Annotated in this window: 13 protein-coding genes, 1 tRNA gene and 1 pseudogene; 7 read left to right on the plus strand and 8 right to left on the minus strand. The window is 72.4% G+C overall.

The genetic code is table 11. The features are described from left to right. Positions 1-48: 48 nt before the first annotated feature. From ACFXOA_RS16505 to ACFXOA_RS16530, 6 genes are all read right to left on the minus strand, one after another. A complete protein-coding gene (locus ACFXOA_RS16505; RefSeq protein WP_385027995.1) occupies positions 49-1,296 on the minus strand; it encodes an HD-GYP domain-containing protein in 1,248 nt (415 codons plus the stop codon). Then, positions 1,293-2,684, minus strand: a complete 1,392-nt coding sequence (locus ACFXOA_RS16510; RefSeq protein ID WP_385027998.1) for an HD-GYP domain-containing protein — start codon at positions 2,682-2,684, stop codon at positions 1,293-1,295. The genes ACFXOA_RS16505 and ACFXOA_RS16510 overlap by 4 nt, the downstream gene beginning before the upstream one ends. Before the next feature lie 222 nt (positions 2,685-2,906). After that, positions 2,907-3,224, minus strand: coding sequence for a mycothiol system anti-sigma-R factor (gene rsrA, locus ACFXOA_RS16515; protein WP_385028001.1), 318 nt, complete (start codon positions 3,222-3,224; stop codon positions 2,907-2,909). Further along, positions 3,221-3,877, minus strand: coding sequence for a sigma-70 family RNA polymerase sigma factor (locus ACFXOA_RS16520; protein WP_033298180.1), 657 nt, complete (start codon positions 3,875-3,877; stop codon positions 3,221-3,223). The genes rsrA and ACFXOA_RS16520 overlap by 4 nt, the downstream gene beginning before the upstream one ends. Before the next feature lie 318 nt (positions 3,878-4,195). Then, positions 4,196-4,858 (minus strand): alpha/beta family hydrolase, encoded by a 663-nt coding sequence (locus ACFXOA_RS16525; protein WP_385028004.1) that lies wholly within the window; start codon positions 4,856-4,858, stop codon positions 4,196-4,198. A 10-nt stretch (positions 4,859-4,868) separates the two neighbouring features. After that, a complete protein-coding gene (locus tag ACFXOA_RS16530) occupies positions 4,869-5,684 on the minus strand; it encodes an SOS response-associated peptidase (protein ID WP_385028007.1) in 816 nt (271 codons plus the stop codon). Between the two features lie 74 nt (positions 5,685-5,758). On the opposite strand from ACFXOA_RS16530, the gene ACFXOA_RS16535 reads away from it, so the two are divergent. The 6 genes from ACFXOA_RS16535 (at position 5,759) to ACFXOA_RS16560 (ending at position 10,954) form a co-directional block, all read left to right on the plus strand. After that, positions 5,759-6,472, plus strand: coding sequence for a M50 family metallopeptidase (locus tag ACFXOA_RS16535; protein ID WP_385028010.1), 714 nt, complete (start codon positions 5,759-5,761; stop codon positions 6,470-6,472). 137 nt (positions 6,473-6,609) lie between these two features. Beyond that, positions 6,610-7,989 (plus strand): 3-phosphoshikimate 1-carboxyvinyltransferase, encoded by a 1,380-nt coding sequence (aroA, locus tag ACFXOA_RS16540; protein WP_385028013.1) that lies wholly within the window; start codon positions 6,610-6,612, stop codon positions 7,987-7,989. A 4-nt stretch (positions 7,990-7,993) separates the two neighbouring features. Beyond that, positions 7,994-9,010, plus strand: a complete 1,017-nt coding sequence (gene rsgA, locus ACFXOA_RS16545; RefSeq protein WP_385028016.1) for a ribosome small subunit-dependent GTPase A — start codon at positions 7,994-7,996, stop codon at positions 9,008-9,010. A gap of 145 nt (positions 9,011-9,155) precedes the next feature. Next, a complete protein-coding gene (locus ACFXOA_RS16550; protein WP_362553505.1) occupies positions 9,156-9,479 on the plus strand; it encodes a multidrug efflux SMR transporter in 324 nt (107 codons plus the stop codon). 145 nt (positions 9,480-9,624) lie between these two features. Then, positions 9,625-10,425, plus strand: a complete 801-nt coding sequence (gene hisN / locus ACFXOA_RS16555) for a histidinol-phosphatase (protein WP_385028020.1) — start codon at positions 9,625-9,627, stop codon at positions 10,423-10,425. A gap of 127 nt (positions 10,426-10,552) precedes the next feature. Beyond that, a complete protein-coding gene (locus tag ACFXOA_RS16560) occupies positions 10,553-10,954 on the plus strand; it encodes a cyclic nucleotide-binding/CBS domain-containing protein (protein ID WP_385028023.1) in 402 nt (133 codons plus the stop codon). A 100-nt stretch (positions 10,955-11,054) separates the two neighbouring features. Here the strand turns inward: ACFXOA_RS16560 and ACFXOA_RS16565 are convergent. Further along, positions 11,055-11,234, minus strand: a pseudogene (locus ACFXOA_RS16565) (catalase-related domain-containing protein); the annotation flags it as partial. A gap of 125 nt (positions 11,235-11,359) precedes the next feature. On the opposite strand from ACFXOA_RS16565, the gene ACFXOA_RS16570 reads away from it, so the two are divergent. Beyond that, a complete protein-coding gene (locus ACFXOA_RS16570; RefSeq protein ID WP_385028026.1) occupies positions 11,360-11,779 on the plus strand; it encodes a Fur family transcriptional regulator in 420 nt (139 codons plus the stop codon). A gap of 259 nt (positions 11,780-12,038) precedes the next feature. Here the strand turns inward: ACFXOA_RS16570 and ACFXOA_RS16575 are convergent. Further along, positions 12,039-12,112: transfer RNA gene (locus ACFXOA_RS16575), tRNA-Met, on the minus strand. Positions 12,113-12,300 lie beyond the last annotated feature (188 nt).

The following is a 12,300-nucleotide window of genomic DNA, read 5'->3' on the forward strand; positions in this document are numbered from 1 at the left end:
CTTCGCATCCAACCATGCCGGGCCGGACGCTCGCTCATTACCGGTGGGTTACCCGGCCCCCGCCGGTGCCGGGCCGCCCCGCGCCAGCACCCTGGCCAGCGCCTCGACCACCTGCGGCTGGTACATGTGCCCGGTGCCGAGCCTCAGCTGCTCCAGCGCCCGCAGGGACCCCTTGACGCCTTCCCCGCACAGGTCGTCGTACGCGTTGACCGCACGGACGATCCTGGCGAGGTTCTGTTGTTCCCGGTACGGATCGGCCTGCTGCTCCACGACCAGGGCCACCGCGGGATCCACCCCGGTCTGACGGACCACGGCTCCCCCTAGGAGGGCGATACGGCGCTGTTCGGCCGCCGGGAGGAGGGCCGTCGCCCCGTCGGCCACCGGGTCGACGAGCGAGAGCTGGCCGATGTCGTGCATCAGCGCCGCGTACTCCAGCACGGTCAGTTCGGGTCCGGCCAGGCCCATCTCCCTGCCGACGGCCGCGGAGAGATCGGCCACCCGGCGGGCGTGGCCGTGCGGGGTGTAGCCGGCGATCTCGGTGGAGCGGGCCAGCGACGCGATGGTCTGCCGGTAGGTGGTCGTCACCGCCGCGTACCGGCGGAAGGACACCTGGGTGAGCAGCAGCGGCACGCAGAGGACGGGCAGCGCCCACAGCCCCGCCACGGCCACTCCGAGGGCCATCACCGCGCCTGTCGCGCAGACGGCCGGGCCGATGCCGCCCAGCGCCCGGATCTCGTCCCGCAGCTGCGGCCCGAACGGCCTGGACGTCCCGGCCGCGAGGGCGGTGAGCACGGCGTCGCAGAGGGCGGTGAGCAGCAGCAGGAGGAGAAGGAAGAGCGCGAAGTACGGCCCTTCGCCGAACCAGAGCTCCGACCTGCCGGAGTGGTGGAGCGGCTGGAAGCACAGGGCCGCGAACGCCACGACGAGGACCCGGCGGGCCGCACGGTCGGGCCCGGGCCCGTTCCCGCGCGCCATGTGGGGAACGGAGGCCAGCAGCTGTGCGGCGACGGTGACGGTCACCACCTGGAGGACGCCGTGCGCGGTCTCCTCCCCGGCGGTGCGCCCGAGGAGCGCGTAGGCGAGCGCACCGGCCGCCCCCAGCGGGGCGGGCTCGCGCTCACCCGGCAGCGCGCCCCGGCGGGCGAGCTCGCCGACGGCGACCAGGGCGCCGAAGGCCAGGGCGTTCCCGGGCTCGGCGACACCGTTCCACAGGGTGTGCCCCAGCGCGGACACGGCGAGGAGCAGCGCGGCGCCCCGGACGGCGCAGGCGGGGCGGGACGGGTGGCGCGGGGTCACCGGGGCGGCCCGGGACGGCGTTCGGACGACCCGCTCTCCGGGGTCCGCGCCCCCGGTCTGGGCCGTGGCAGCCCCGCCGGTTCCTCGTCCGAGGTGACCGTGTTGGCAGCGGCGGACCAGCCGTGGCGGTCGAGGGCGCGAGCCAGGGCGTGCACCATGCGCGGGTCGAACTGGCTTCCGGCGCAGCGCCTCAGTTCGTCCACGGCCACGGGTACGGGCCGGGCGCGGCGGTAGGAACGCGTCGACGTCATGGCGTCGAACGCGTCGGCGACCGCGACCACCCTGGCGAACTCGGGGATCGTGTCACCGGCGAGGCCGTACGGGTAGCCGCTGCCGTCCAGCCGCTCGTGGTGGTGCAGGATCGCGGCGCGGGCCTCGTCCAGGAATCCGATGCCCCGGACGATCTCGTGGCCGTACTCCGGGTGGAGTTCGATCACCCGGCGCTCCTCGGGCGTCAGCGGCCCGTCCTTGCGCAGGACCCTGGTCGGGACGCCCAGCTTGCCGACGTCGTGCAGGATGCCGGCGAACCGGAGTGCCTCCATCCGGCTTTCCTCCATGCCGAGTTCGCGGCCGATCAGCTCGGAGGCGTGCCCCACTCGCTCGCTGTGCCCGCGGGTGTAGCCGTCCTTGATGTCCACCGCCTGGACCAGCGCCCGGATGGTGGCGCGATGGGCCAGGTGCTGGCGGTGGTACAGCGCGAACACCCAGCAGGAGATGTACATGGGCAGCAGGACGAACAGCGCGGACGGCGGGCCGTAGGAGCTCCGCCACAGGACGGCCATCATGAGCCCCGCGAGCGCGTGCACCAGGTACGGTCCGGCCGAGCGGGCCGCCAGGCCGTGCCAGGCGTGCCGTGGGGCCACCCGCTCGGCCGTAACGAGGATGCTCCCGTCCAGCGCGGCCAGCACGAGACCGAGGGCGAGCGCCGTCCCGCAGACCGGGAGCAGGGCGTAGGGCAGGTCGGGGGCTCCCCCGCCGGCGGACCCGCCGAGCGTGGCGGGCCCGCCGAGGAGCGAGTACGTCCAGGAGGCCGCCCCCACGGCCAGGGCGAGCCGGCCCGCCCGCCAGAGGCGGCGGGCGGCCACCGGAGGCCGGTCCACGGGTCCGGCCAGAGCGCCGGGCACGGCGACGAGGACGGCGGCGGAAGGCGGCAGCAGGAAGGCCGCGGCGAGCAGCAGGGGGAAGAACGACCCGGCGCCCACCGGCACGGCGCGGGAGAGGACCCGGACCCGGCCGGGCAGCTCACAGGCGAGATGGAGGGCGGCCAGGAGGCCGAGCGTGCCCCAGGGCGTCCCGGCCCCGGGATCGAACGCCGGAAGCGCACAGAGCCCGGCGCAGCCCGCGACACAGACGATGTGGGCGCGCGCCGCCCACGGTGTTCGCCTCACCCGCACCGCCGCCCCCAGCCCTGGTCAATGGAGGCGCCAGGCTAGCGAGTTGGGTGATCGGGAGGGCGCGAACGGACTCGATTAGCACATTCGGGTGACGACACCGGGTTCGGCGTCGGGCTCAGGTGCCGGCGGCGGGTGGCCGCACCGGAATCAGGGGCCGTCGAAGCCCCCGGCGCCGGGGCCCCTACCGGGATCGCGCCGGCACCGGGGCGAACGTCGTCACTCCGCGACGGCCGGGCGGTCCGCTCCGCCCATGGCGACGTCCTGCTCGGGGACGGCCTGACCGGAACGGATCAGGTCGATCCGCCCCATCACCTTGGAGCGCAGGTCGGCCGGCACGTCGTCCTGTCCGCAGCAGCGCTTGACCAGCTTCTTCACGGCCTGCTCCAGGCCGTACTTCTCCAGGCACGGGGAGCACTCCTCGAAATGCACCTCGAACTTGGTGCAGTCGCCCTCGGGCATCTCATGGTCGAGAAACTCGTAGAGATGGTCGAGAACCTCTGAGCAGTCCGTCTCGTGCGGCTCTCCGCAGCTCATGAGGCCGAGCCTTTCCTGTCGTCCGACTCACCGGCTCCGGCCGGGACGAGCCCGCGCTCACGCGCGTAGTCCTCCAGCATGCCGCGCAGCTGACGGCGCCCACGGTGCAGCCGGGACATCACCGTACCGATGGGTGTCCCCATGATGTCCGCGATCTCCTTGTACGCAAAGCCCTCTACGTCGGCGAGATACACGGCGATGCGGAACTCTTCGGGGATCGACTGCAGCGCGGACTTCACGTCGGAGTCGGGGAGGTGGTCGAGCGCCTGGGACTCCGCCGAACGCAGACCGGTCGACATGTGCGACTCCGCACGCGCCAGCTGCCAGTCCTCGATCTCCTCGGCGGCGCTCCGCTGGGGTTCGCGCTGCTTCTTGCGGTACGAGTTGATGAAGGTGTTGGTGAGGATGCGGTACATCCACGCCTTGAGGTTGGTTCCCTCACGGAACTGGTGGAAGGACCCGTACGCCTTCGCGTAGGTCTCCTGGACCAGGTCCTCGGCGTCCGCGGGGTTGCGTGTCATGCGCAGCGCGGCCGAGTACATCTGGTCCAGATATCCGAGGGCGTCCCGCTCGAAGCGCGCGTTGCGCTCGGCGGTCGTCTCCTGCGCACGGCCGTCGTCGGTCCCTGTGTCGGTCCCAGTGACCGGACCCACCTCCTCCAACGATGTGGCGGAACCGAGACCGGACCCGCTCGCATCGGAGAATAGTCGACCTTGCTCACGCGCGGGCTGTCGTTCCGGCCCGCCCGGGGCGCGCGCCGGAGTACCCGTTGCCGCGTGCAGGACCGTCCACTCGAGATCTGTGGCGTTCGAGCGGCTCGGGCAGATGGTCGAACCCATGCGACGGACTCCCTCTCCACGTACGACGTTGCTGTACCGACACCAGCCACAACAGCCGTCCCCCACGGCGCATTCCCGGGGCGTGCGGAGCTTCGGCGGCGTACTTCCGGGGCGCTCGCCCGCCGTGGGGCGTCAGGAGATCCCGTCCAGCCACCCGGCCACCGCGCCGGTCAGGGTGTCCAGCGCCTGATCCTGGGTCAGCGGGGCCTTCTTCGGTACGGCGAACCCGTGATCGGCGTACGGCACCTCGGTGAGCCCGTGCTCACCCGCGGGGAACTCCTCGGGGCGTCCGAACGGGTCCCGGCCGCCCTGCACCACGAGGGTGGGGACGCCCGCGCCGAGCAGCTCGTCCGCACGGGACTTCTCCGGCTTGCCCGGCGGGTGGAGCGGGAAGCTCAGGGCGAGCACGGCGGCGGCCCCCAGCTCCGGCGCCGTACGGCAGGCCACCCGGGCCCCCGCACTGCGGCCCCCGGAGACGACGGGCAGACCGGGTGCGGCCAGCGCGGGCCACAGGCCGCGCCAGCCGGTGTCGAGGGTCCTGGGCGCGGGCGCGAGCTTCTTCCCGGCCACCCGCCAGGGCTGCTCCACCAGGGCCACGGTCACCCGTGCGGCCGGGAGCACGGCGGCCAGCGCCCGGAGGTCCCGGGCCTCGATGCCGCCGCCCGCGCCGTGCCCGACGGCGAGCACGAGGCGTGCGCGCTCCGCGGGGTACCAGGTGATCCTGGCCTCCCCCGCGTCCGTGGTGACGTCCTCGGTCCGCTTCTCTGTTCCTGTGGTCCGGCTCACGGTGCCCATCCTGCCCGGCTCAGAAGAGCGTTCCGGCCTCCGGCGCGGCGAGCTCCTCCAGGAGTTCCGGACCGTTGTTGCGGACGTTGCTCACCGCGGTGGCGACCGGGTAGGCGCGCATCAGCCCGGCCGGTGGCGGCTCCAGCAGCGCCTTGAGCTCCCCGGGGTCGGTGCGCGAGGGGTCGAGCCAGTCGTCCCAGCGGTCGGGGGTCAGCATCAGCGGCATCCGGGGGTGGATGTCGGAGAGGGAGGAGGGTCCCTCCGCGGGCGCCACGGCGAGCGGGGTGGTCTCGGCCTCGGTGGTGATCACCGAGCAGGTGACCCACCAGGCCTGCGGGTGGTCGTCGGGCAGGGTCCGGTCACGCCAGAACTCGTACAGCCCGGCCATGGCGAAGACCGAGCCGTCGGCGGGCGTCACGAAGTAGGGCTGCTTGCGCGGCCGCTTCTTCCTCCCTTGCTCCTCCAGCTGCCGCTCGTCGCTCCCGGTGACCCACTCGTAGTAGCCGTCGGCGGGCAGGATGCAGCGCCTGGAGACGAAGGGGCGCCGGAAAGACGGCTTCTCGTGGACCGTCTCGGCCCGCGCGTTGATCATTCGGGCGCCGCCCTCGGGCGTCTTCGCCCAGGACGGGACGAGTCCCCACTTCAGTGCGCGCAGCTGGCGAACCGGCCGCCGGTCGGCTGCGTCCTTCACAGGACGGTCCAGTACCGCGTAGACCTTCTTGGTCGGCGCCACGTTCCAGTCGGGCTCCAGGGTCTCGGTGGGTTCCCACTTCTCCACCCCGAAGAGCCCGGTGAGATCCTCCGGCCGCCGACTCGCTGCATACCGTCCGCACATAAGTGCCAGACTGCCACGACCCGCCACCCGAGTGGACGAGGATCCCCCGACGACCCCAAGGAGCCGCTCGCACCATGGACAGCACCGAACTCGGCGATCTGTGGGATCGCGTCTTCGGCACCCAGCCGGCTCCCGAGCAGTGGCTGGTCGTCGTCACGGCCGCGGCGGCGCTGGTCGCGGTGGTGCCCAGCCTCGTGTGGCACCTCTCGCGCAACGCGATCACCATCGCCCACGAGGGCGGCCACGGCCTGATCGCCCTGCTCACCGGTCGTCAGCTCTCCGGTATCCGTCTGCATTCGGACACCAGCGGTCTCACGGTGAGCCGGGGCAGACCCACCGGCGTCGGCATGATCCTCACCGCGGCGGCCGGCTACACGGCGCCTTCGCTGCTCGGCCTCGGCGGCGCCTGGCTGCTGACCAACGGCCGGATCACCCTGCTCCTGTGGCTGGCCACCGCGCTCCTCGCCGTGATGCTCGTGATGATCCGCAATCTGTACGGGGCGCTGACGGTCATCCTCACGGGTACGACCTTCCTGCTGGTGTCCTGGCTGACCTCTGCCGAGGTGCAGTCCGCCTTCGCCTACACGGTCGTCTGGTTCCTGCTGCTCGGCGGGGTCCGTCCGGTGTTCGAGCTCCAGTCGAAGCGCCGGTACGGCGGGGCGCCCGACTCGGACGCGGACCAGCTGGCGCGGCTGACGCACGCGCCCGCGGCGATCTGGCTCCTCCTCTTCCACGCGGTCTCGCTCTCTTCGCTCATCGGCGGTGGACGCTGGCTGCTCGGGCTGTGAGGGCGTGAGGGAGGTGCGTGACCGGGCGGAGGCGACGGCGCGGCGGGCGGGACGCCTGTACCACCCTGGTGTTACGTCCTGGTTTCGACACTTTTGTTCAGGATCTGGTTCCGTGCCGAGCCACTAAAGTGAGGGTCATGACCGAAAGTTCCGTGCACCCTGCCCTCTGGCCCGCCCCGCTCGCGACCGGGGCCGTCGACGCGACCGTCACCGTGCCCGGATCGAAGTCGGTCACCAACCGCGCCCTCGTCCTCGCGTCCCTCTCCTCCGAGCCCGGCTGGCTGCGCCGACCGCTGCGCAGCCGGGACACCCTTCTGATGGCCCAGGCGCTCCGTGCGATGGGCGTCGGTATCGAGGAGTGCGTGGGCCCGGACGGCTCCGGCGAGGCCTGGCGGGTCATTCCGGCCGGCCTGCACGGTCCGGCCCGTGTGGACGTGGGCAACGCCGGGACGGTGATGCGGTTCCTGCCTCCCGTGGCCTGCCTCGCGGACGGCCCCGTCCACTTCGACGGTGACCCGCGGTCCTACGAGCGGCCGCTGCACGGCGTCATCGGCGCCCTGAAGGCCCTCGGCGCCCGGATCGACGACGACGGCCGGGGGACGCTCCCGCTGACCGTGCACGGAGCGGGCGCACTGGTGGGCGGACCGGTCTCCATCGACGCCTCCTCGTCCTCACAGTTCGTCTCCGCGCTGCTGCTGTCGGCGCCCCGGTTCAACCAGGGCGTGGAGGTGCGCCACACCGGCTCGGCACTGCCGTCGATGCCGCACATCCGGATGACGGTCGACATGCTGCGCTCGGTCGGCGCCCAGGTCGACGAGCCGGAGTCCGGCGGGGAGCCGGACGTCTGGCGGGTCTCCCCCTCGGCGCTGCTCGGGCGCGACCTCACCGTCGAGCCGGACCTCTCCAACGCCCAGCCGTTCCTGGCCGCGGCGCTGGTGACCGGCGGCCGGGTCACGGTGCCGGACTGGCCGTCGCGGACCACCCAGCCGGGTGACGCGCTCCGTGAGATCTTCACCGCGATGGGTGGCACGTGCGAGCTGACGGAGCGGGGCCTCACCTTCACCGGGTCCGGCCGCGTCCACGGCATCGACGTCGATCTGAGCGAGGTGGGTGAGCTGACACCCGGCATCGCGGCCCTCGCCGCGCTGGCCGACTCCCCCTCCACCCTCAGCGGCGTCGCACACCTCCGGCTGCACGAGACGGACCGGCTGGCCGCGCTCACCAAGGAGATCAACGGTCTCGGCGGTGACGTCACGGAGACCGCCGACGGCCTTCTGATCAGGCCCCGCCCGCTGCACGGCGGCGTCTTCCACACGTACGACGACCACCGGATGGCGACCGCCGGGGCGATCATCGGCCTCGCGGTGGCAGGGGTGGAGATCGAGAACGTCGGCACGACGGCCAAGACACTGCCCGACTTCCCGGAGATGTGGACCGGCATGCTCGGCGAGCCGTCCGGTGCCGTGGGGGTCTCGTCCGGAGCCCCCGGCACCGCGCCTGGCCGGCACGGGGCCTGAGAGCATGCGCCGTTACGGGAAGAACCCCGACGAGGACGACGTCCGCGTCCGCCCCAACCGCAAGGGCAACCGCCCTCGTACGCACATCCGGCCCAAGCACGAGGACGCCCAGGACGGGATGGTCCTCACGGTCGACCGCGGCCGGCTCACCTGCCTGGTGGACGACCGCGTGATCATGGCCATGAAGGCACGCGAGCTGGGCCGCAAGGCGGCGGTGGTGGGTGACAGGGTCTCCCTGGTCGGCGACCTCTCGGGCGACAAGGACACACTGGCCCGCATCGTGAGGATCGGCGCGCGTACCTCGGTGCTGCGCCGCACGGCCGACGACGACGATCCGTTCGAGCGGGTGGTCGTCGCCAACGCCGACCAGCTCGCGATCGTGACCGCTCTGGCCGACCCCGAGCCCCGCCCGCGCATGATCGACCGCTGCCTGGTGGCGGCGTACGACGGCGGGCTCACCCCGCTCCTCGTGCTGACCAAGTCCGACCTGGCCTCGGCCGACAAGCTCCTGGAGGCGTACACCCCCCTGGGTGTCCCCTACGTCGTGACCAGTCGCGAGGAGCTGGAGAACGGCGACGCCGCCGACCGGGTGCGCGAACTGCTCGACGGCCGGGTGACCGCCTTCGTCGGCCATTCCGGCGTCGGCAAGACGACCCTGGTCAACGCCCTGGTGCCGAAGGACCGGCGACGGACCACCGGGGTGGTCAACGCCGTCACGGGGCGGGGCAGGCACACCACCACATCGGCGCTGGCGCTGCCGCTGCCCGGCGGCCGCGGCTGGGTCGTCGACACTCCGGGCGTGCGGTCGTTCGGGCTCCATCACGTCGACCCCTCCCGGGTCATCCACGCCTTCCCCGACCTGGAGCCGGGGACCGAGGACTGCCCGCGCGGCTGCACCCATGACGGGCAGGAGCCGGAGTGCGCCCTGGACGCCTGGGTGACGGAGGGACACGCGGATCCCGCGCGGCTCGACTCGTTGCGGAGGCTGCTCTCGACCCGGGAGAGGCGGGAGGGCGACTGACCCGGCGGCCGCCGGCGGTCCCCGCCGTGCCACGGGATTGCGGCCCGGCGTTCCGACGCGCGCACGTTTGCGGGCCGGAGCGGGCGGTAAGGGCATAATCGCGACGGACGGGTCGGAGCGTCACCTACATGGAAGGCACCTCACGATGGCGTGGTTGCTGGTCGTGGTCGCGGGACTGCTCGAGACCGGCTTCGCCGTGTGCCTCAAGCTCTCGCACGGCTTCACCCGTCTCTGGCCGACGGTCGCGTTCTGCGCCTTCGCCCTCGGGAGCTTCGGACTGCTCACCCTCTCGCTCAAGAAGCTCGACGTCGGCCCCGCCTACGCGGTGTGGACGGGCATCGGCGCCGCGGGGACGGCGATCTACGGGATGGTCTTCCTGGGCGATGTGGTGTCCACGCTCAAGCTGGTGTCGATCTCGCTGGTCATCATCGGGGTGATCGGTCTTCAGCTGTCGGGGTCCTCGGCCTGAGCGCCAGGACCGCGCCACCGTGCCGGGACCCGCGACTCGGAGCCGAGGCGCTCCGCGAGAGCGCCAGGGGCCGCCGGGCACCCGGGGCCCGGCAGCCGCTCGGGCCCGTGTAGCCCGGCCGGGTGGCTGTGGATACTGTGACGGCATGCCCGATTACCACGATGATCTGCGTCTGGCCCACGTACTGGCGGACGCCGCCGACGCCGCGACGATGGACAGGTTCAAGGCCCTGGACCTCGAGGTCGAGACGAAGCCGGACATGACACCGGTGAGTGAGGCCGACAAGCACGCGGAGGAACTGATCCGCGGCCACCTGCACCGGGCCCGCCCGCGCGACGCGATCCTCGGTGAGGAGTACGGGGTCGAGGGCACGGGCCCCAGGCGCTGGGTCATCGACCCCATCGACGGCACCAAGAACTACGTACGGGGCGTGCCCGTCTGGGCGACGCTGATCTCCCTGATGGAAGCGGGCGAGGACGGCTTCCAGCCCGTGGTGGGCGTGGTGTCCGCCCCCGCCCTCAGCCGTCGCTGGTGGGCGGCGAAGGGCGCGGGGGCCTTCTCCGGCCGGAGCCTGACCTCCGCGACCAGGCTGGGGGTGTCGAAGGTCGAGCGGATCCCCGACGCCTCGTTCGCCTTCTCCTCACTGACGGGCTGGGAGGAGCAGGGCCGGCTCGACGGCTTCATGGACCTGACGCGGGCCTGCTGGCGAACCCGGGGGTACGGGGACTTCTGGCCGTACATGATGGTCGCCGAGGGTTCGGTGGACATCTGCGCGGAACCGGAGCTCTCCCTCTGGGACATGGCGGCGAACGCGATCATCGTCCAGGAGGCGGGCGGGCGTTTCACCAGCCTTGACGGAGTCTCAGGACCGGGCGGGGGCAACGCGGCCGCGTCCAACGGCCTGCTCCACGACGAACTGCTGGGGTATCTCAACCAGCGCTACTGAGGGTCTGCGCAACCTCTTGTCGGCACGGTTCCAGGGTGTCACTCTGAGAGTCCCCCCACTTGTGAACTTGTGAATCGCCTCACGAGGTGGTTGCACCGGTCACCGAGCGAAGGAGGTGGCTCCTCTCATGCTTGTCCGCGACGCCATGAGCACCCTGGTCCTCACCATCGGCCCGGCACACACGCTCCGTCAGGCGGCCCGGCTCATGTCGGCCCGCCGCATCGGGGCGGCCGTCGTCCACGACCCCGACACCTGCGGTCTCGGCATCCTCACCGAACGCGACATCCTCGACGCCCTCGGCGCCGGCCTGGACCCCGACACCGAGACGGCGTCCACGCACACCACCACCGACGTCGTCTTCGCCTCTCCGGCCTGGACCCTCCAAGAGGCCGCCGAGGCCATGACACACGGCGGCTTCCGGCACCTGATCGTGCTGGACGGCGACGGGCCGGTGGGCATCGTCTCGGTGCGCGACATCATCAGGTGCTGGGCACCGGTCCGCAGAACCGCGGCGAGCCTGAACGCCTGAGCCCCCCGCCCGGGGCGGCGTACGCGGGCGGGCCGGCCGCCCCTGGGACTGCCGGCCCGCCGTCGGCGCCGGGCGTACGCGGGCGGCGGACGCACCGTCGGCCGCGCAGGGTCCGGACGGCGGCCTGCAGGCGCTGGCCGAGGTCCGCGTCGGCCTGCCGGAGGTCGCCGATCGCCCGCTCGGCGATCCCGTCGCGCGAGACCCCTGCGATGAATCCGGCGAGGTCGCCCACGAGCCGCGCCTTCTCGTCGTCCGCCATCAGCCGGTGGAGTCGGTGGGCCGTCCCGGCTGTTCGTACGCGCCCCGGTGGCGTGCGGGCAGAGCACTGGACATTGTCCAATTCGACTTGTGATCTAAAACCACACCCACTCGGGACTCGAGGGCTCCACTGTTAGGCTGGTGCGCATGAGTGACCTCCTGGAACGACTTCGTGGACGCGGCTGGCGCATGACGGCACAGCGGCGCGTGGTGGCCGAGGTGCTCGAAGGCGACCATGTGCACCTGACGGCCGACGAGGTCCACGCGAGGGCCGTGGAACGGCTCCCGGAGATCTCCCGCGCCACCGTGTACAACACGCTGGGTGAGATGGTCTCCCTCGGCGAGGTCATCGAGGTCTCCACCGACCGCCGGGCCAAGCGGTACGACCCCAACGCGCACCGGCCGCACCAGCACCTGGTGTGCGGCACCTGCGGGGCGATCCGGGACGTGCACCCGTCGGGGAACCCGCTGGCCGACCTGCCGGCCGAGGAACGCTTCGGCTTCACGGTCTCGGACGTCGAGGTCACCTACCGCGGTATCTGCCCGAACTGCGCGGCGACCGCCTGAGGCCCGCCTCACCGGGCCTGCGCGGGTCGCCGTCGCCGGCTGCGGCGTCACCGGGCCGACGCGGTCGCCGTAGCTCGGCACGAGTCGCCGTAGCTGCCTGCGGCCTCACCGCGCCCGCAGGGACCGGTGCCTCCTCACGGGGACGACCGCGGCTCCGGCACGGCTGGGGTGCGGTCGTCGGTCCACGCATCCTGGACACGACCACCCCGGACACGACTGAGGCCCGGATCCTCGAAAGGATCCGGGCCTCAGTCTTCAGTAGCGGGGACAGGATTTGAACCTGCGACCTCTGGGTTATGAGCCCAGCGAGCTACCGAGCTGCTCCACCCCGCGTCGTTGTGGTCACAACCTTACGGCACCGCTGCCGGACGGAGCAAATTCATTCGGCCGGCGCCCGGCGGCAGCCGCACGGTGACCAGCGCCAGACCGGGAGGGCCGGTGGCCACCGGCCCCACGCGAGCCGCACGGCGACCCACCAGGCGGAGCGCCCCGCCCGGCGCGCGCCCCGCTCCGTCAGGCCG

Source organism: Streptomyces sp. NPDC059166 (genome assembly GCF_042755185.1).
Taxonomy (GTDB): Bacteria; Actinomycetota; Actinomycetes; order Streptomycetales; family Streptomycetaceae; genus Streptomyces.